We start from the raw sequence: 18,300 nt of genomic DNA on the forward strand, positions 1-18,300 counted from the left end.
CATGATCTTATTCCGAAAACCGGTTCCCACTTTTCGGGATCATGGTCTACTCAAGCCATTCGGTGATGAAGCTGCCATTCTCGTGGATGTCGGTCGTCTCCGGCGGGCCTGGGCCGAGATTGGTGAATTTGTGCGGCGTATTGGGCGGCACGATCAGGATCTGGCCGGCGGATGCCTCGATCTCCTGGTCGCCGACGGTGAACAGGCCGGTGCCCTGGCGAATGATGAAGATCTCAGCGTAGGGATGTGTATGCAGGCGGGGCCGCCTCCGACGCCAGGCAGATAGTTGAAGATCAGGCAGGAGAGCCGTAGGCGCCACATTGCAATTCGCCCTTCCAATGGTCGGAGCGAACAGACCAGGTGTCGCGGTCTATGATTTGTGCCCTGGCTATCTAGCCCTTCGCGGGTATCCAGGGGTTGAAAAGCTTCACCCCGGTGCCCTCAAAATCCTTGGTATTGCGTGTCACGACTGTCAAATTATTGACAAGCGCGCTGGCGGCAATGAGAGCATCGCGTTCCGGCTTAGGGTCAGGAACGTGGAGGTTTGCGCAACGCACGACAACGGCCGTGTCTATGCTCAGTATCCGGTCGTCGAACTGTGGAATTAGTATTTGATCCAACCACTCACGGTACATGGCGGCCTGGCGGGTGTCCTTCCTCGACAACAACAGTGTTCCGATTTCGAGTTCCAGGATCGAAATCACCGACATGAAAAAGCTGGCGACGTCGTGGGTCTCAGACCAGGCTAAAACGTTGCGATCGGCCTTGTCCCGACGACGCAGATTCGAAACGACATTGGTGTCGAGAATAAACATCAGTCGAGATCGGGAATCTTGAAAAACGGTCCTTCCAGGCGAGGTGGTTCCCAGTCGAAGTCTGCTTCGGGGCGATCGTCGGCAATCGCGTCCGCGAGGCTTCTCGGCTTCTTCTCCAACCGCTCGTATTCCTCCATCGAAATCAGCACATGGGAAGGCTTGCCGCGATCGGTGATGATAACCGGTCCGTTCCTGGCAGCCCGCTTCGCAAGCGCCGTGTCCTGGTTGAATTCACGGCTCGACATGATGGTGATCGTCTTCGTTGAGATGTTCATTTCAGCACCTCCGTCGAGTAGATGTAGACATATTGCTACATTTAGCCAAGCACGTCAAATTCATCGCTGTGCGGAACGCCCGCGACAATCTGCCCTTGTGCCTTCACCCGTCTGGACAAAAACGGGCTTCACGCATAAACCGAAGTCCAAATGCCGGAGGAATTCGCAAGCCTGTTCGCCATGCGCTGTCGGGTTGGCGTAATTGAGCGGGGAACAAGGCTCAGCCACCGGCACGGAAGAGGCGAAAGGATCAGGCACCCGTGAGCGCAACCGACACCCAGGATCCCAACCGTCGTGATTTTCTCTACGTCGCCACCGGCATGGCCGCAGTGGTCGGCGCGGGTGCTTTCGCGTGGCCGTTCATCGACCAGATGCGCCCCGATGCCTCGACGCTGGCGCTCGCTTCCGTCGAAGTCGACGTCGCCTCGCTGACGCCGGGCATGTCGCTGATCGTCAAGTGGCGCGGCAAGCCGGTCGTGGTCCGCAACCGCACCGAACAGGAAATGAAGGACGGCGAGGCTGTCAATCTCGCCGATCTCAAGGATCCGATCGCCCGCAACGCCAATCTGCCGTCCGATGCGCCGGCGACCGACGCCAATCGCACCACGCCCGGCAAGGAGGCCTGGATGGTGATGGTTCAGGTCTGCACGCATCTCGGCTGCATTCCGCTTGGCCAGGAAGGCGATTTCGGCGGCTGGTTCTGCCCGTGCCACGGTTCGCAATACGATACGGCCGGCCGCATCCGCAAAGGCCCGGCGCCTGAGAACATGGCGGTTCCGGTATTCAAGTTCATTTCCGATACCAAGATCCTTATCGGTTGAGGCAGGGGATATTTCGATGAGCGAGGGACACTCGACCTATACGCCCAAAACCGGTCTCGGACGCTGGTTCGACGCCCGCATGCCGCTGCCGCGGCTGGTCTATGACAGCTTCGTTGCCTATCCGGTGCCGCGCAACCTCAACTATGCGTGGACCTTTGGCGGCATCCTTTCGATCATGCTGGTGGCGCAGATCCTGACCGGCATCGTGCTGGCCATGCATTACACGGCTGACACCAATCTGGCCTTCGGCTCGGTCGAGAAGATCATGCGCGACGTGAATTCCGGCTGGCTGCTGCGCTACATGCATTCGAACGGCGCCTCGTTCTTCTTCGTCGCCGTCTACATCCACATCTTCCGTGGCCTCTATTACGGCTCCTACAAGGCGCCGCGCGAACTGCTCTGGATCCTCGGCTGCATCATCTATCTCCTGATGATGGCGACCGGTTTCATGGGCTACGTGCTGCCATGGGGCCAGATGAGCTTCTGGGGCGCCACCGTCATCACCGGCTTCTTCAGCGCCATTCCGCTGGTCGGCGACTGGATTCAGCAGCTGCTGCTCGGCGGCTTTGCCGTCGACAACCCGACGCTGAACCGTTTCTTTGCGCTGCACTATCTGTTGCCGTTCATGATTGCCGGCGTCGTCGTTTTGCACATCTGGGCGCTGCATGTCGTGGGCCAGTCGAACCCGACGGGTATCGAGGTCAAGTCGAAGACCGACACTGTCGCCTTCACCCCCTACGCGACCATCAAGGACGCGTTCGGCATGATCGTGTTCCTGTTCTTCTTCGCTTATTTCGTCTTCTACCTGCCGAACTATCTCGGCCATCCCGACAACTACATCGTCGCCAACCCGCTGAAGACGCCGGCCCACATCGTGCCCGAATGGTACTTCCTGCCGTTCTACGCGATCCTGCGCGCCATCACCTTCAATGTCGGGCCGATCAACTCCAAGCTCGGCGGCGTGCTGTGCATGTTCGGCGCCATCGTCATGTTGTTCCTGGTGCCGTGGCTCGACACTTCGAAGGTACGCTCGGCCGTTTACCGGCCCTGGTACAAGCTGTTCTTCTGGTTGTTCGTGGCCGATGCCATCCTGCTTGGCTGGCTGGGCTCGCAGCCGGCCGAAGGCAGCTATGTGTTCATGGCGCAGATGGCGACATTGTTCTACTTCGCCTTCTTCCTGATCGCGCTGCCGGTGCTCGGCCTGATCGAGACGCCGCGACGGCTGCCGAACTCGATCACCGAGGCGGTGCTCGAGAAGAACAAGGGCGGCAGCGGACATCCGGCGGGCGCTACGGCGGCTCCGGAAACCAAAGGCTGAGCGGGTAGAGAATCTAAGGGGATTTGGCATGAAAAAGATTCTCACCTCGCTGGCGCTGATCGGCCTCGTGGCGGTCGCCGCTGGGGCCGCGGGCACTCGGGCGATCGCCGCCGAAGAGGCACACAATGTGGCCAATCCGACGCATTTCCCGATCGACGAGCCAAAGGAAATGGACTGGAGTTTCACCGGCCCATTCGGCACTTACGACAAGGCGCAGTTGCAGCGCGGCCTCAAGGTCTACAAGGAAGTCTGCTCGGCCTGCCATTCGATGAACCTGGTGGCGTTCCGCACGCTGTCGGACCTCGGCTATTCCGATGCGCAGATCAAGACGCTGTCGGCCGAGTACACAATCCATGACGGCCCCAACGATGCCGGCGACATGTTCGACCGTCCCGGCAAGCCGTCCGACCATTTCCCGCCGCCCTTCGCCAATGAGGAAGCGGCTGCTGCTTCCAATGGCGGCGCTGCCCCGCCCGACATGTCGCTGCTGGCCAAGGCGCGCGGCGTCGAGCGCGGCTTTCCGCAATTCGTCTTCGACATCTTCACACAATACGATGCCGGCGGTCCCGACTATATCCACTCGCTGCTGACCGGCTACGACCAGACGCCGCCGGCCGGCATGGTGATCCCGGAAGGCACCCACTACAATCCGTACTTCATGTCCGGCGTGTCGCTGAAAATGCCCAAGCCGCTCTCCGACGGCCAGGTGACCTATGATGACGGTGCGCCGCAGACCGTCGACCAGTATTCCCGCGACGTCTCCGCCTTCCTGGCGTGGGCGGCCGAGCCGCATATGGAAGACCGCAAGAAGACCGGTTTTCGCGTTCTGGTGTTCCTGCTTTTGTTCGGCGCGCTGGTCTATCTCACCAAGCGCAAGGTGTGGGAAGGCGTGGCCCACTAGGCCATACAATCAAGTGATCGCGAAGGGCGCCGAGAGGCGCCCTTTTGCATTTCCGGAGGCTGGTCATGTCACATGGCCGTCATCGCATCCGGCGATCCTGTGCTGCTCTCATCAAAGGATCGCATTCATGAAAAGATACGCATCGCTCGCGGCAGGCCTGTTGCTGCTCATCCTCGGCTCGGCAGCGCAAGCGGAAGACGCCCAGCCCTTCGTCACCAACAAGGACGTCGACCTGACGATGATCCTGCCGCCGCCGCCGGCAAACGATTCGGCGCAGACCAAGGCCGAACTCGGCGAGGTGCTGACGCTGCAGGTGACGCGCACCCCGGAGATGGTCGCCAGCGCGGTGGCTGATGCCGAGGAGAATGTCTGGCGCTTTGCCGACGTCATGGGGCCGAAATTCAACAAGGAAACGCTGCCGAAATTCAGCGCTTTCTTCGATCGCGTGGTGGCTACCGAAGGGGCTGTAGTCGACCCGGCCAAGGATGTCTGGAAGCGCCCGCGCCCGCATCAGCTCAGCGATCTCGTCAAGCCGGCGGTCAAGCTGTCGAGCTCCGGTTCCTGGCCGTCCGGCCATGCCACCGTAGGCACGATGATGGGCATCATCCTGTCCGACATGGTCCCGGAAAAGCGCGCCGAGATCATGGCGCGTGCGGCCGAATACGCCCACAACCGCGAGGTCGGCGGCATCCACTATGCGTCCGACGTCGAGATGGGCAAGATTTCCGGCAGCGTTATTGCCGCGGTCCTGCTCAACCGGGACGACTTCAAGGCTGAATATGAAGTGGCCAGGGCCGAGCTTCGTTCCGATCTCGGCATGTAATCCTCGTCAGCCGGATTTAGACGGGAAGGGGCGCTTAAGGCGCTCCTTTTTTGTTAACGCTCGTGCTCAAGCGAAAGTTCGGCAATTAGTCCGTTGGCATGGCGGCATCAGGTTGATATTCGACGCATCGAACGGTGGCGAGAAGCTCGTCCCGCCATGGCCTTTGGAATTCGATGATGCGGCTCAGCGACTGTCACAACTTTTCCGATTTCCGGCGGATGGCACAGCAGCGGCTGCCCGGGCCGATCTTCAACTACATCGACGGCGCGGCCGACGATGAGGTCACCTATCGCCGCAACACCGAAAGCTTCGAGACCTGCGACCTTGTTCCCAACGTGCTGCGCGGAGTGAGCGAGGTCGACATGTCGGTGACGGTCATGGGCCAGAAGCTGGCGATGCCGTTCTATTGCTCGCCGACCGCCTTGCAGCGCCTGTTCCACCATCAGGGTGAGCGCGCGGTCGCCAGGGCCGCCGCCAAATACGGCACCATGTTCGGCGTCTCCTCGCTTGGCACCGTCAGCCTCGAGGAGGCGCGCGGCATCAGCAGCAGCCCACAGGTCTACCAGTTCTATTTCCACCGGGACCGAGGTCTTAACCGGGCGATGATGCAGCGCGCAAAGGCGGTCGGCGTCGAGGTGATGATGCTGACCGTCGACAGCATCACCGGGGGAAACCGCGAGCGCGACAAACGCACCGGCTTTGCCATTCCCTTCAAGCTCAATCTCGCCGGAATGGCGCAGTTCGCGCTCAAGCCGGCCTGGGCGATCAATTATTTCACCCATGAGGGGTTCAAGCTGCCGCAGCTCGACGAGCATGTCGACATGGGTGGCGGCACGATGTCGATCAGCCGCTACTTCACCGAGATGCTAGACCCGTCGATGACGTGGGACGACGTGGCCGAGATGGTCAAGCTTTGGTCGGGTCCGTTCTGCCTCAAGGGCGTCATATCGGTGGAGGATGCAAGACGCGCCGTCGACATCGGCTGCAGCGGCATTGTGCTGTCGAACCATGGCGGGCGGCAGCTGGATGGCTCGCGGGCGGCGTTCGATCAGCTTGCCGAGATCGTCGACGCCGTTGGCGACAGGATCGACGTCATCATGGATGGCGGCGTGCAGCGCGGCACCCATGTGCTGAAGGCGCTGTCGCTCGGTGCCAAGGCCGTCGGCGTCGGACGCTACTATCTGTTCCCGCTCGCGGCGGCAGGCCAGCCCGGCGTCGAACGGGCGCTTGAGCAGATGCGGGTCGAGATCGAACGCGGCATGAAGCTGATGGGCTGCAGTTCGATCGAACAATTGTCGCGCAAGAACGTCCGTTTCAGGTAATCTCGACCCATGAAATCCTCCCTCGAAGACACATTGCTCGCCGCGATCCGCACCATTCCGGATTATCCCAAGCCCGGCATCCTGTTTCGCGACATCACCACGCTGCTCGGCAATGCGCGCGCCTTCCGCCGCGCCATCGACGAACTGGTGCATCCCTATGCCGGCCAGAAGATCGACAAGATCGCCGGCATCGAGGCACGTGGATTCATCCTTGGCGGCGCCGTCGCCCATCAGCTCTCGGCCGGTTTCGTGCCGATCCGCAAGAAGGGCAAGCTGCCCTACGAAACGGTGCGCGTCGCCTATAGCCTGGAATATGGGCTGGACGAGATGGAGATGCACAAGGACGGCGTTGCTCCGGGCGAGAAGGTGATCCTTGTCGACGATCTGATCGCCACCGGCGGAACGGCTGAAGCCGCGGTCAAACTTCTGCGCCAGATCGGCGCCGACATCCTCGCTGCCTGTTTTGTCATCGACCTGCCGGACCTCGGCGGCCGCGCCAAGCTCGAAGCCCTCGGTGTGCCGGTCAGAACGCTGATAGGGTTCGAAGGACATTGAGGAGTGCTCTCCCTTCTCCTACAAGAAGGGAGAGGGAAAGTGGCGTTACTCGGCCTTCACCAGAACGGCGCTTTCGAACTCGAGCACCTTGTCGCCGGTGGAATCGAAAGCTTCCGAACGCAGCGCCAGCAGCCGCCAGCCGGGGCGTGAGGCGATTGGGCGGTGCGACAGCGCGGTGCGCGTGAAGGTGATGGTTTGCCCGGCATAGACCGGCTTCAGCCATTTCAGGTTCTTGAAGCCGGGCGAGGGACCGAATTCCGGCACTGGACCGGGACCGCTCCACGCAGCGATCTCGGCGTCCATACGGTTTTCCAGATTGAGTTTCATCCAGGTCGCGGCCGTGTGCCAGCCGGACGCGCAGAGGCCGCCGAGCACACTTTTCTTCGCGGCCTCCTCGTCGATATGGAAGATTTGCGGGTCGTACTTACGGGCGAAGGCCTTGATCGCCTCGGGCTCGAATGAGTGCGAGCCGAGCGTGACGGTGGTGCCGATACGGAAGAACTCGTCCAGTGTCATGCTTGGCTCCCCGCGGCATCGCGCGTGAGGAACATGACGGAGTTCTCGAGCTCGAAGACGCTTTCGCCACGCTGGTTGAACAGTTCGCTGCGCATGGTGACGAAGCCGAGTTGCGGCTTCGATTTCGACAGGCGCTTGGCAATAACCATCAGGGTGCCGGTCAGTTGGTCGCCGGCCAGGACCGGCTTCTTCCATTTGACCTGATCGACTCCGGGCGCGCCCTGGCAGGTCGAGTCCAGCAGGAACGCATCGCACAGCATGCGCATGAACATTGCGCAGGTGTGCCAGCCCGACGCTGCCAGCCCGCCGAGGATGCTGGCCTTACCGGCTTCCTCGTCGAGATGCATCGGCTGCGGGTCGAATTCTCCGGCGAATTCGACGATCTCGGCGGCACTCACGAGCTTCGAGCCGAGGTCGATCGATGCGCCCTCGATGAAGTCCTCATAGGCCCATGTTTTTATCTCTGCAGTCATGGTCTGGAATCCGGCTTGTCGACCCACGATCCCCAGGATCGGGGTTTCCGGATGCAGGCCGGCGTTCGTTTGGTCAAGCGATTTCTACTGCGCCAGCCTGTGGCAGCCGATCGACAGGGCCACTCAGAGCCAGCCGCGGCGGCGGAAGTACCAGAAGGGCAGGATCGCCGACAGCACCATCATGGCGATGGCGAAGGGATAGCCAAGCTCCCATTTCAACTCGGGGATGACGTCGAAATTCATGCCGTAGATCGAGGCGACCAAAGTCGGCGGCAGGAAGATGACGGCGGCGACCGAGAAGATCTTGATGATGGCGTTCTGCTCGATCGAGATCATGCCGAGGGTGGCGTCGAGCAGGAAGGAGATCTTCTGCGACAGGAAGGTGGCGTGGTCGGCGAGCGACAGCACATCGCGCGACAGCGTCTTGATGCGCGCCTTGGTGTCCTTGCTCATCTTGGTGCGGGTCGAGGCATGGGCGAAGAAGCCTGCCAGCCGCTGCAGAGAGATCAGGCTGTCGCGGATCGAAGACGCGATGTCCTCCTTGCGGCCGATGGCTTTCAGCAACTCCTGGAAATCACGGTTGCGCTTGGAAACCTTGGTCGACCGCGCCTCGAATATATCGCGCGAGATCGCCTCGATGTCGCGGCCGGCGCGTTCCAGAATGTCGGCGAGACGGTCGACGATCGCCTCCAGCAAGCCGATCAGGATGGTGTCGCCGCTGGTGCAGCCGGTCGCCACCTTCTCGGCGCGCTGCGGAAAGGTCTTGAAGGCCTTCGGCTCGTGGTAGCGCACCGTGATCAGCCTTGTGCCGGCGAGCACGAAGGTGACCGGCGACATCAAGGGATCGTCGACCTCGGTCTGGGCGGGCAGGGTGGCGGTCATGAAGTAGGCGCCGTCCTCGACATAGAGGCGGCTCGAAATCTCGATCTCCTCCATCTCCTCGCGCGTCGGAATGGCAACGCCGAGCCAGCTCTCGATCGTCGCTTCCTCTTCCTTTGTCGGGTTGAACAGGTCCGCCCAGACGATGGTCTCGCTGTTTGCCAGGAGATCGTCGACGACGCGCAGGCGGTCATTGTCCACGACGAAGGCCTTGATCATCGCCTGATATCCCTTGCTGGGGTCAAAGGGTGCGTTCGGATTGACGCGTCGTGTTGGATTGCACGAGACGGACACTTTCGCCGAAAGCGCCGACCGCGTGCCCCAGCCGATTAGACCCGTGATGTGACAAGGTCAAGGCAGGCCATGCCGCCCGCAAAACAGGTCAACGGCAAGTGCTGTCAACGATGCAGAGAGATAGCGGACGGCACATTGCCGCCCGCCATCTTAGGATACGTCTACCGGGAGTTTGGCAGGATCTGGTGCAGCACGATGGCCCAGACGGCGCCGAAGGCGATCGATGAGCCGAGGATGTACTGCACGAGGTCGGGGAGCGTCTTGACGAAATCCGGCGGCGCCAGCGTGGCAAACAGCGCCATCAGGATCGGCAGACCGATGACCAGCATGTTGCGCTCGGTCAGGGGTGTACCGCGCACGACGCGGAAACCGTTCATGGCGATGACGACGCAGAGGACGCCGAAAACGCCGCCGATGACAGGCCCCGGTATCGAGGCGATGACCGCCGAAAGCTTGCCGATCAGCCCGAACAGCACCAGGAAGATGCCGGCGGCGGCAAAGGCGGCGCGGCTGGCAATGCCGGTGATGGCAATGATGCCGGCATTGGACGAATAGCCGGTCACCGGGGTGCTGCACAGCAGCGCGCTGACCAGGCAGCCGAGGCCTTCACCTGTCGCGCCCTTGTCGAGCTGCTCGTCCGACAGCGGCTTGTCGATGACGGCGCCGACGGCGAACCAGGTGCCGGTGGTTTCGGCGAGAACGACGATATAGACGATCAGCATCGTCAGTGTCGCCGACAGCGAGAACGTCACGTCGAGATTGAGGAAGGCGATTCGCGGCATGGAAAACCATGTCGCGTCCGCAACGCCCGCCATGTTCAACTGGCCCATGAAGGCGGCGGCCACGCTGCCTGCCACCAGGGCGATGATCACGGACAGCAGGCGCAGCCAGGCGCCCTTCGCGCCAAGTGCCATGCCGGTCAGCATGCAGCCGACGAGGAAGGCAGCGGCGATAAAAGCGAGGACGATGTTGCCGCCGACCGTGGCGGTGCCGTGGACCGCGAACACGCTCTCCTTGAGCGCCACCGGCATCAAGGCGACGCCGACGACGATGATGATCGCACCGCCGACGATGGGCGGTACGAAGCGGTTGACGAGGCGATGGAAGATTCTTGTCGGCGAACCGAGCAGGATGACCAGTATGGCGCCCGGAATGAGCGCTCCGACCACGGCGGAGAGACCGCCAACGCCGCCGCCTGCTCCGAAGGCGATGGCCAGCACCGCGCCGATCGGGACGAAGGACGGCCCCTGGACGACCGGCAGCCGCATCAAAAGCTGCGACTGGATCAGTGTGGCAATGCCTGCGGCCACGAATGCGGACTGGATAAAGGCGCCGGCATCGCCGACGCTGAAGGCGAGCACCGATGCGATGATAAACGGCACGATGTAGACGTCCATCGCCAGTACATGCTGGAGGCCGAGCAGCGCTGCCTTGCCCCATGGCAGCGGATCGTCCGGTTGGGCAATCAATGTGATCTCTGACGCAACGCGTTCCATGTACCGTTCCCCTTCTGACCCCTCTGGAAATTCCCGCTCGATCATGGGATCAGTCGGTGCCGAAGGACAGCGGCCACAACATTTGCCAACTGTTTTTTTGTAGGCCAAGCAGACCGTTAGCCAAACCGGAGCCGCAATGACGAGAGAACCCTTCACGCTGCTCGGCACCGCCTTCCACACGCCCCAACGCGGCAGGCTGGAGGTGCTGAAGGACCATCTGTTCAGCGTCGATGCACAGGGGCGCATCGCGGAAATGCTGGCGCCGGATCATCGCGAGTACGAGGTCAGGCAGAACGCTGCCCGCCTGGCGGGCACGCTTGTTGAGCTTGCCAATGGCCAATTCCTGCTGCCCGGTCTCATCGACCTGCATATCCATGCGCCGCAATGGCCGCAGATGGGCAAGGCGCTGGATGTGCCGCTCGAAGTCTGGCTGCAGAAATACACCTTTCCGCTCGAAGCCCGCTATGCGGATGTCGATTATGCCCGCGAGGTCTATGCCGATCTGGTCGATAACCTGCTGGCCAACGGAACCACCACGGCGCTCTATTTCGCCACGGTCCATGTTGACGCGAGCCTGGCGCTTGCCGAGACCTGTCTTGAGAAGGGTCAACGCGCGCTCGTCGGCAAGGTGGTGATGGACGATCCAGAGCAGTGTCCACCTTTCTACCGCGATGCCGATGCGGCAAGCGCGGTATCGGACACCAGACGGTTCATCGAGGCGGTCAAGTCGCTGGATCCGCGCGACAGGCCGCTCGTCCAGCCGGCGATCACACCGCGCTTCATCCCAAGCTGCACGGATGCGGCGCTGCAAGGACTCGGCGAGCTGGCAACCGAATTCGGCTGCCACGTGCAGACGCATTGCTCGGAGAGCGACTGGGCAAAGCAGTTCGTCGAGACGCGCTTCGGCCGCACCGATGCGGCAAGCCTTGATGGTTTCGGCCTGCTCACCCGGCATACGATCCTGGCGCATTCGAATTTCATCGATGAGCAGGATATGGACCTCATAGAGGAGAGGGGCGCGGCTGTTGCCCATTGCCCGCTGTCCAATTTCTATTTCGCCAATGCCGCATTTCCGCTGCGCGCAGCACTTGACCGGCACATGCACGTCGGGCTCGGAACCGACATTTCCGGAGGCTACAGCCCGTCACTGTTCGATGGCTGCCGACATGCATTGTCAGCGTCGAGGACGCTGCAAAGCGGTGTGCATGCCGGCCTGCCGCCGGAGCAACGCGGTGCGCCCGGCGAACCCATCACGCACCAGGAGGCGTTCTGGCTGGCGACCGCCGGCGGTGCGGAAGCACTTGATCTGCCGACGGGCAATTTTCGCGTCGGCTATGAGTTTGACGCGCTGCTGATCGACACCAGCGCCAGGGCATCGAACATCCACATCGGCATGGCCGACGATACGCTTGAGGAGATATTCCAGAAGATCGTGCTCAACGCAGCGCGGGCCAACATCGCCACGGTCTGGGTGAGTGGCCGGAGGGTAGTTGGGCAATAGCTGGTTTTCCCGGGCTAGCCGGAGAGGGCGCTGATCACGCCGCCACGGCGGCGTGACATCCGTCACATCAGGTGTTGAACTTGAACAACAGCACGTCGCCGTCCTGGACGACATATTCCTTGCCTTCGTCACGCGCCTTGCCGGCTTCCTTGGCCGCCACTTCGCCGCCCAGTGTGACGAAGTCGTTGTAGGAGATGGTCTGGGCGCGGATGAAGCCGCGCTCGAAATCGGTGTGGATGACACCGGCGGCCTGTGGCGCCTTGTCGCCCTTATGGATGGTCCAGGCGCGCGTCTCCTTCGGCCCGGCGGTGAAATAGGTGATGAGATGCAACAGGTCGTAGCCGGCGCGGATGACCTTGTTCAGGCCGGGTTCGTCGAGGCCCAGCGACGACAGGAATTCCATTTCTTCCTCGTCGGAGAGCTGGGCGACTTCCGCCTCGATCGCCGCCGAGATCACCACGGTGCCGGCGCCTTGGGCGGTGGCCATGTTTTCCACGGCACTGGTGTGCTCGTTGCCGGTGGCGGCGTCGGCCTCGGCGACATTGCAGACATAGAGCACGGGATGCGAGGTCAGAAGGTTCAAGCCCTGCAGGATGCGCAAATCTTCGGGCGAAATACCCTTGAGCAGAATGCGGGTCGGCTTGCCGGCCTGCAGCAGTTCGAGCGCTGCCTCCATCAGCGGCAGCACGGTCGTCGCTTCCTTGTCCTTGCTGCCGGCGCGCTTGCGGAATTGCACGATGCGGCGTTCGAGGCTGTCGAGGTCGGCGAGCATCAGCTCGGTCTCGACCGTCTCGGCATCGGCGACGGGGTCGATGCGGCCCTCGACATGGGTGATGTCGTCATCCTCGAAGCAGCGCAGCACATGCACGATGGCGTCGACCTCACGGATGTTGGCGAGAAACTGGTTGCCCAGCCCTTCGCCCTTCGAGGCACCGCGCACCAGACCGGCAATGTCGACGAAGGATATGCGGGTCGGGATGATCTCCTTCGACTTGGCGATCGCGGCGATCTTCTGCAGGCGCGGATCTGGCACCGCCACCTCGCCGGTGTTCGGTTCGATGGTGCAGAATGGATAGTTGGCGGCTTGCGCCGCAGCCGTTCTGGTCAACGCGTTGAAAAGCGTCGACTTGCCGACGTTGGGCAAGCCAACGATGCCGCATTTGAAACCCATTTTTGTTCGGTCCTATCGGGAAAATAGAAATTTGATCAGGGCTATGGGCGATAGGGGTGATCAACGTCAAGCCCTTCGGTCCCCTTGATGCTCAGTCCTTGCCGCCGAACAGCTTCTTCAGCATGGCGGCCATTGGACCGCTTTCCGGCAGCTTGACCACCGGCTGTTGAGGCCGTGCTTGGCGGACGTGACTTTGCTGCTTCTGCGCCGGCTGCTTCGGTGCCGGCTTTTCCGGTTGCGAGCCGGCCTTGCCCTGGACGGCGAGGCTGGTCTTGTTCATGAAGCCGGACTCGTCGCCCTTGGCGATCATGGCGGCGTTGTCGGCGATCGCGTCGAGCAGCGGGTCGAGCCATTCGCGGTCGGCCTTGTCGAAATCGCCGAGCACATGGTGCTGGACCATTTCCTTGACGCCGGGATGGCCGACGCCGATGCGTACGCGGCGATAGGCGTTGCCGACATGGCCGTCGATCGAGCGAATGCCGTTATGGCCGCCGGCACCGCCGCCAGTCTTTATGCGCAGCTTGCCTTCGGCAAGGTCGATCTCGTCATAGAAGACGGTGAGCGCGGAAAGCTCGAGCTTGTAGAAGCGCAGTGCTTCGCCGACCGACTGGCCGGACAGGTTCATGAAGGTCTGCGGCTTGATCAGGACGATTTTTTCGCCGCCGAGCGTGCCCTCGGAAATCAGGCCCTGGAATTTCTTCGACCAAGGCGAAAAGGAATGGCGGCGGGCGATTGCGTCCGCCGCCATGAAACCGACATTGTGGCGGTTGTCAGCGTATTTCGCGCCCGGATTGCCGAGACCTGCAAACAGCAGCATCGCCTGCTCCGGGCGTGAAAGAGTTACTTCTCTTCGGCGGCAGGAGCCGCTTCAGGTGCAGCCGCTTCAGCCGTCTCTTCCGTCTCCGGCTTCATCGCCGACGAACCGGCAATGGTCGCGATGGTGAAGTCGCGGTCGGAGATCACAGGCTTGACGCCAGCCGGCAGCTTGACCGCCGAGATGTGGATCGAGTCGCCGATGTTGGCGCCGGTGAGATCGACGGTGATGAATTCCGGGATCGCATTGGCCGGGCAGTGGAACTCGACTTCGTGACGCACGATGTTGAGCACGCCGCCGCGCTTGATGCCGGGCGACTTGTCTTCATTGATGAAGTGGACAGGCACGTCGACATTGACCTGGGTGTCCTTGCCGATGCGCAGGAAGTCCACATGGACAGGGAAATCCTTGACCGGGTCGAGCTGGAAGTCCTTCGGCAGGACCTGGATCTTCTTGCCGTCGACATCGATCGTGGCGATCGTGGTCAGAAACCCGCCGCCATGGATCTTGTAGTAGATGTCCTTGTAGGTGAGCGCGATAGCCAGGGGAGGCTGCTTGTCACCATAGATTACTGCAGGCACTTTACCGTTGCGGCGAACTGCACGGGCGGACCCCTTACCGACCTGTTCGCGTGCTTCGGCCTTGAGCTCGTAAGTGTCGTGGCTCATGGCATTTCCTTTCGGTTTGTTCTGGAGCGCTCACGGTGGGCAGAGTGCCTGGACCGTAAACGTCGAAAGCCGACATACCCATGCATGATCTGGTCCGAAAACCGGAATCCACTTTTCGGGATCATGCGGGAAGGCGGCCTTCCGCCGCGTTGCCTCCAAGGGTGTCTACGCGGGTGGCGGCTCTATAGCGGAAGGCGGCCGGAGGTGCAAGCCAAAGGCACGCCCGGCCTGGTGCAGTCCAGGCGGTCGCTATCCGCGCTTTTCGATGACGGCATAAAGCACGTTGCGGTTCTCGCCGAAGAACACCTGCGCCTCGACGGTGTTGCGGTCGACGCTGGCATTGACGATGTTCCACATATCGATCTCCGATCTCAGCAGCAACACCCAGTCCATGAATGTCTCCCGGTAGCCGGCGTCAGGCGTGCCCTCGGCGTAGTTCGCAAACAGGAAGGTGCCGTTCGGCTTCAACATCTGCAGGCAGGTCTTCGTGAGTTTCACGGCGACGTTGTGGGCGAGGTAGTCGTAAAGGCCGGAGGCATAGATGAAGTCGAATTTGCCGAGCTTGTGGCCTCGCGTGAGCACGGTTCGCACCGAGCCGTCGATGGCTTCGACCGCGGTGCCCTGGAAGTCGCGCGCGATAAGCCCAACGCTCTGGGGGTCCTGGTCGAGCGCAACCCAGCGCTTGAGCCGGCCCTCCGTCAGGGCGACCGAACGATTGGCTTCCCGCAAATGGCCGGCCGCGATCGCCAGGACCTCGGTTTCCGGTCCATTCTTGGCCGCGATCTGATCGACATATCGGGTCAAGAGATCGCGCCGCTCCCGTGCGGCGACGCATGACGGTACGTTCTGGGTATGGCTGTACAGGGCCTTGCCGATCTCCGAGGCGTTGGCCACGCTCTCTGCCACATGCGGATCGCAATAGATGTAATCAAGCAACTGCGCGTCGCCGGAATAGCCCCTGGGCTTGGTGAAGGACCAGTGCGTCAGCGGATCCTCGAGAAAATACTTCAGGATCGGATGGTTCTGCGCGACCGGTATCAACGCATGCCAGACGTCGGGATGAACCTTGGAATGCAGGCCATTCAGAAAGGACAGCAAGCGACCGACGATCTCGGCCGGGTTCTTGTCCTGTTCGACCTGCTGCTGTGTCGCGTGGAGAATGAGGGCCAGCTCAGCACGCGCGGTTTCGAACGCTTCGCCATGATGCTCGAGCTTTCCCCGAGGCAGCGTGCCGGCGAGCATCTCGGCAGTAATCAAGCTTTTGCCATCAAGAACGGTCTGCACGCCATCACTCCATAGTTAACAGTCGGTTAACTTATTGCGTAGAATGCTCCCTTTGCCAATGTCGGGCCGACGGCATTTTATCGTTATGATTAATTTCCCGCCAACCATGTTCCTCTTTAGACGGCTTTCGGCCCGAATTCCGGGTTCGAGTTAACGGAAACTTGTCTTGCGCGATTGCATTTGTTTGCCCGGCGTCGCAATCGCCGTCGCGTCCAAGGAGCCGGCCCGCGTGGGGGCAGAAGCTGGAAATGAGTTCGGGAAACAAAATCCCTTTCAAACGGGGTCTATTGTGATGAACGAACACCTGTCATCCGTATTGGTCGATGCGGTTGATGCGGAGCCGTACGAGCCGCGCTACGAACTGGGGGCCGACGAGCTTCGCACCCTTTACCGCACGGAAGCGCAGGCGACGCGAAGAGGGGAAGCCAGGCCAGGGCTTTGGATCGCGGTTGCGATCTATCTCTTGTTTTCGGCAACCGATCTGCTGCTGATCCCGGATGTGGCCGCCTATACGATCACGGCGCGCTTCACGGTCGGATTGAGCGCGCTTTTGATCCTGGAAGCGCAGCTTCGCCATGGCGTCGGGACGGAATGGCTCGACGTGACCTGCGCCGGGGCCATTATCTTTGGCTATGTTGGTTGGCTGTGTCCGGCGATTATGGGCGCGGACAAGGAAAGTGTCTCTTACTATATGGTCTTTGGGACCATATTCATGATGAGCGCCAATCTTTTCTTTACGTTCAATTTCAAGCTTTCTATCGTAACTTCCGCAGTAATTTTATGTATACTTTATATTGTAAACTACTTTGTTCCTTCAACCCTCACATACAAAATGGTATTTGGGGCCTTCTATGTTTCGTGTTTCACGTTCACCTCGTATGTGAACTGGAAACTAAATGAGGAACGCTACAACGTCTTTCTGAATGCCCTGGAAGCCAAGATCCAGCACAATGAGGCGACCGAACGCGGCAAGGCCCTGCTGAGATTGTCGCGGACCGATCCGCTTACAGGTCTGGAGAACCGGCGCGCGATCGACGAGAAGCTGCGGGACTACTGGAGCGATTGGCAAAAGGTCGGCACCAGCTTCGGGGCGATCCTCATCGACGTGGACTTCTTCAAGAAATTCAACGACTGCTACGGCCATCAGGAAGGCGACCGCTGCCTGATCCATGTCGCCAATGCCCTGAGCGAGATGATCAAACAGTATAATGGTTCCATAGGCCGCTACGGCGGCGAAGAGTTCATCGTCCTGGCGCGCATGGAGACAAAAGAGCAGATCCTGAACATCGCGGAAGCCATTTGCAGCACGGTGGAGAACCTGGCGCTTACCCACGAGCTCCGGCGCGACGGCGTCTCGATCGTAACGGTGAGCGTTGGCGCCGCATTCACCAGGACGCAGACCGGGGCCAAGCTGGAGAAGATCATCCACGAGGCCGATCGCGCTCTCTATCTGGCAAAAGCCGGCGGCCGAAATTGTGCCCGGCTGTTCGATCCAACCGATCCGCAAAGCAGCGACGAGAGTGAGAACATTGCGGCCTTGCTGAAGATCGCGATCGGCCAGAATCTCGTTTCACTCGTTTATCAGCCCATCCAGGATGTCAAATCGGACCGGGTCGAAGCGGTGGAGGCTCTGATGCGCCTCAAGATGCTGGACGGCACATCGGTTCCGCCCAGCCTGTTCATTCCCGTTGCGGAACGAACCGGTGCGATCCTGGAACTCGGGCGCTGGGCGATAAGGACAGTGTGCGCCGAGCTCCTGGCGGACGACCACGTCCGTGTCGTCAGTGTCAACGTCTCCCCGATCCAGCTCAAGACACCGGGCTTCGCAACGTCTGTTGCGACTATTCTGGGCGAGACCCGCGTCGCCGGCAGCAGGCTGGCCTTCGAGATCACCGAAGGGCTGGAGATGGAGATGCATTCGGACATCCTGCGCTGCATCAGCGACCTGAAGCTGCTCGGGATCAAGATATGGCTCGATGATTTCGGGACGGGCTTCGCGGGCCTTTCGTGGCTTCGCCTGATCGATTTCGATACGGTGAAGATCGACCGCTCGTTTCTTCACGACTGCAGCTCCCCGAGCGGCAAGGCAATGCTACAGGACATTATCACCCTGGTCCGAAATCGCGGCCACAAGATCCTGGTCGAAGGGGTGGAAACCGACGAGCAGATGGTCTTGATGCGCGAATTCGGCATAGACAAGATCCAGGGCTTCCATGTCGGCCGCCCCGCTCCCGCCGTCAGTTTCCAGGCAAAGCGGGCCATGCGCAAACGGTCATTTGCCGTGCTTAAGTCCGCATGATGACGTGTGGGCGGTGGCATTTGGCTCAGAGCTTAGGCCGCTATTTGGCCGCGACGGGCCAAAAGCCGAAGTCTA

General features: G+C 61.1%; 18 protein-coding genes and 1 pseudogene. 8 read left to right on the plus strand and 11 right to left on the minus strand.

From position 1 onward, the window contains the following. Positions 1–46: 46 nt before the first annotated feature. The 3 genes and pseudogenes from NKI66_RS21640 to NKI66_RS21650 form a co-directional block, all read right to left on the minus strand. A pseudogene (locus NKI66_RS21640) lies at positions 47–392 on the minus strand (cupin domain-containing protein). Next, entirely contained in the window at positions 393–815 is a 423-nt protein-coding gene (locus NKI66_RS21645) for a type II toxin-antitoxin system VapC family toxin (RefSeq protein WP_023809840.1), read from the minus strand. It lies immediately after the preceding pseudogene. Beyond that, positions 815–1,090, minus strand: a complete 276-nt coding sequence (locus NKI66_RS21650; RefSeq protein WP_031212730.1) for a type II toxin-antitoxin system Phd/YefM family antitoxin — start codon at positions 1,088–1,090, stop codon at positions 815–817. Before NKI66_RS21650 ends, NKI66_RS21645 begins: the two co-directional genes overlap by 1 nt. A gap of 260 nt (positions 1,091–1,350) precedes the next feature. On the opposite strand from NKI66_RS21650, the gene petA reads away from it, so the two are divergent. The 6 genes from petA (at position 1,351) to NKI66_RS21680 (ending at position 6,830) form a co-directional block, all read left to right on the plus strand. Continuing rightward, positions 1,351–1,911 (plus strand): ubiquinol-cytochrome c reductase iron-sulfur subunit, encoded by a 561-nt coding sequence (petA, locus tag NKI66_RS21655; RefSeq protein WP_023809838.1) that lies wholly within the window; start codon positions 1,351–1,353, stop codon positions 1,909–1,911. 16 nt (positions 1,912–1,927) lie between these two features. After that, positions 1,928–3,229, plus strand: a complete 1,302-nt coding sequence (locus NKI66_RS21660) for a cytochrome b (protein ID WP_013529985.1) — start codon at positions 1,928–1,930, stop codon at positions 3,227–3,229. Positions 3,230–3,257: 28 nt separating this feature from the next. Continuing rightward, on the plus strand, positions 3,258–4,130 hold the full coding sequence (locus NKI66_RS21665) for a cytochrome c1 (RefSeq protein WP_023809837.1): 873 nt from the start codon (positions 3,258–3,260) through the stop codon (positions 4,128–4,130). 127 nt (positions 4,131–4,257) lie between these two features. After that, a complete protein-coding gene (locus tag NKI66_RS21670; RefSeq protein ID WP_023809836.1) occupies positions 4,258–4,953 on the plus strand; it encodes an acid phosphatase in 696 nt (231 codons plus the stop codon). A gap of 176 nt (positions 4,954–5,129) precedes the next feature. After that, on the plus strand, positions 5,130–6,275 hold the full coding sequence (locus NKI66_RS21675) for an alpha-hydroxy acid oxidase (RefSeq protein WP_023809835.1): 1,146 nt from the start codon (positions 5,130–5,132) through the stop codon (positions 6,273–6,275). A gap of 9 nt (positions 6,276–6,284) precedes the next feature. Then, a complete protein-coding gene (locus NKI66_RS21680; protein WP_013529989.1) occupies positions 6,285–6,830 on the plus strand; it encodes an adenine phosphoribosyltransferase in 546 nt (181 codons plus the stop codon). A gap of 45 nt (positions 6,831–6,875) precedes the next feature. Here NKI66_RS21680 and NKI66_RS21685 read toward each other — a convergent pair whose 3' ends face one another. From NKI66_RS21685 to NKI66_RS21700, 4 genes are all read right to left on the minus strand, one after another. Further along, positions 6,876–7,346, minus strand: a complete 471-nt coding sequence (locus tag NKI66_RS21685; protein ID WP_023809834.1) for a MaoC family dehydratase — start codon at positions 7,344–7,346, stop codon at positions 6,876–6,878. Then, the gene (locus NKI66_RS21690) at positions 7,343–7,819 is read right to left on the minus strand and encodes a MaoC family dehydratase (RefSeq protein WP_023809833.1); all 477 of its coding nucleotides are present in this window, start codon (positions 7,817–7,819) and stop codon (positions 7,343–7,345) included. The genes NKI66_RS21685 and NKI66_RS21690 overlap by 4 nt, the downstream gene beginning before the upstream one ends. A 123-nt stretch (positions 7,820–7,942) precedes the next feature. Continuing rightward, positions 7,943–8,917 carry a magnesium/cobalt transporter CorA gene (gene corA, locus NKI66_RS21695; RefSeq protein WP_023809832.1) on the minus strand — a complete coding sequence of 325 codons (975 nt, stop codon included), beginning with the start codon at positions 8,915–8,917 and terminating at the stop codon, positions 7,943–7,945. Positions 8,918–9,153: 236 nt separating this feature from the next. After that, positions 9,154–10,488, minus strand: a complete 1,335-nt coding sequence (locus NKI66_RS21700; protein WP_023809831.1) for a uracil-xanthine permease family protein — start codon at positions 10,486–10,488, stop codon at positions 9,154–9,156. Between the two features lie 136 nt (positions 10,489–10,624). Here NKI66_RS21700 and guaD point away from each other — a divergent pair, with 136 nt between their 5' ends. Then, positions 10,625–11,989 carry a guanine deaminase gene (gene guaD, locus NKI66_RS21705; RefSeq protein WP_023809830.1) on the plus strand — a complete coding sequence of 455 codons (1,365 nt, stop codon included), beginning with the start codon at positions 10,625–10,627 and terminating at the stop codon, positions 11,987–11,989. 67 nt (positions 11,990–12,056) lie between these two features. Here guaD and ychF read toward each other — a convergent pair whose 3' ends face one another. From ychF to NKI66_RS21725, 4 genes are all read right to left on the minus strand, one after another. After that, positions 12,057–13,160 carry a redox-regulated ATPase YchF gene (ychF, locus tag NKI66_RS21710; RefSeq protein WP_023809829.1) on the minus strand — a complete coding sequence of 368 codons (1,104 nt, stop codon included), beginning with the start codon at positions 13,158–13,160 and terminating at the stop codon, positions 12,057–12,059. A gap of 91 nt (positions 13,161–13,251) precedes the next feature. Then, complete coding sequence (pth, locus tag NKI66_RS21715) at positions 13,252–13,977, minus strand: aminoacyl-tRNA hydrolase (RefSeq protein ID WP_023809828.1); 726 nt, start codon at positions 13,975–13,977, stop codon at positions 13,252–13,254. Positions 13,978–14,000: 23 nt separating this feature from the next. Next, the gene (locus NKI66_RS21720; RefSeq protein WP_023809827.1) at positions 14,001–14,642 is read right to left on the minus strand and encodes a 50S ribosomal protein L25/general stress protein Ctc; all 642 of its coding nucleotides are present in this window, start codon (positions 14,640–14,642) and stop codon (positions 14,001–14,003) included. A gap of 249 nt (positions 14,643–14,891) precedes the next feature. Next, a complete protein-coding gene (locus tag NKI66_RS21725; RefSeq protein WP_023809826.1) occupies positions 14,892–15,926 on the minus strand; it encodes a class I SAM-dependent methyltransferase in 1,035 nt (344 codons plus the stop codon). Positions 15,927–16,218: 292 nt separating this feature from the next. Here NKI66_RS21725 and NKI66_RS21730 point away from each other — a divergent pair, with 292 nt between their 5' ends. Next, positions 16,219–18,225, plus strand: a complete 2,007-nt coding sequence (locus NKI66_RS21730; protein WP_023809825.1) for a putative bifunctional diguanylate cyclase/phosphodiesterase — start codon at positions 16,219–16,221, stop codon at positions 18,223–18,225. The last annotated feature ends 75 nt before the right edge of the window (positions 18,226–18,300 follow it).

Source organism: Mesorhizobium sp. M0518, from assembly GCF_040321125.1.
Classification (GTDB): Bacteria; Pseudomonadota; Alphaproteobacteria; order Rhizobiales; family Rhizobiaceae; genus Mesorhizobium.

What these genes read in the sequence shown, in the direction of transcription:
- NKI66_RS21645 (WP_023809840.1), bottom strand. Translation starts at nt 815, where the DNA reads ATGTTTATTCTCGACACCAATGTCGTTTCGAATCTGCGTCGTCGGGAC.
- NKI66_RS21650 (WP_031212730.1), bottom strand. Translation starts at nt 1,090, where the DNA reads ATGAACATCTCAACGAAGACGATCACCATCATGTCGAGCCGTGAATTC.
- NKI66_RS21660 (WP_013529985.1), top strand. Translation starts at nt 1,928, where the DNA reads ATGAGCGAGGGACACTCGACCTATACGCCCAAAACCGGTCTCGGACGC.
- NKI66_RS21665 (WP_023809837.1), top strand. Translation starts at nt 3,258, where the DNA reads ATGAAAAAGATTCTCACCTCGCTGGCGCTGATCGGCCTCGTGGCGGTC.
- NKI66_RS21670 (WP_023809836.1), top strand. Translation starts at nt 4,258, where the DNA reads ATGAAAAGATACGCATCGCTCGCGGCAGGCCTGTTGCTGCTCATCCTC.
- NKI66_RS21675 (WP_023809835.1), top strand. Translation starts at nt 5,130, where the DNA reads ATGCGGCTCAGCGACTGTCACAACTTTTCCGATTTCCGGCGGATGGCA.
- NKI66_RS21680 (WP_013529989.1), top strand. Translation starts at nt 6,285, where the DNA reads ATGAAATCCTCCCTCGAAGACACATTGCTCGCCGCGATCCGCACCATT.
- NKI66_RS21685 (WP_023809834.1), bottom strand. Translation starts at nt 7,346, where the DNA reads ATGACACTGGACGAGTTCTTCCGTATCGGCACCACCGTCACGCTCGGC.
- NKI66_RS21690 (WP_023809833.1), bottom strand. Translation starts at nt 7,819, where the DNA reads ATGACTGCAGAGATAAAAACATGGGCCTATGAGGACTTCATCGAGGGC.
- corA (WP_023809832.1), bottom strand. Translation starts at nt 8,917, where the DNA reads ATGATCAAGGCCTTCGTCGTGGACAATGACCGCCTGCGCGTCGTCGAC.
- NKI66_RS21700 (WP_023809831.1), bottom strand. Translation starts at nt 10,488, where the DNA reads ATGGAACGCGTTGCGTCAGAGATCACATTGATTGCCCAACCGGACGAT.
- guaD (WP_023809830.1), top strand. Translation starts at nt 10,625, where the DNA reads ATGACGAGAGAACCCTTCACGCTGCTCGGCACCGCCTTCCACACGCCC.
- ychF (WP_023809829.1), bottom strand. Translation starts at nt 13,160, where the DNA reads ATGGGTTTCAAATGCGGCATCGTTGGCTTGCCCAACGTCGGCAAGTCG.
- pth (WP_023809828.1), bottom strand. Translation starts at nt 13,977, where the DNA reads ATGCTGCTGTTTGCAGGTCTCGGCAATCCGGGCGCGAAATACGCTGAC.
- NKI66_RS21720 (WP_023809827.1), bottom strand. Translation starts at nt 14,642, where the DNA reads ATGAGCCACGACACTTACGAGCTCAAGGCCGAAGCACGCGAACAGGTC.
- NKI66_RS21730 (WP_023809825.1), top strand. Translation starts at nt 16,219, where the DNA reads ATGAACGAACACCTGTCATCCGTATTGGTCGATGCGGTTGATGCGGAG.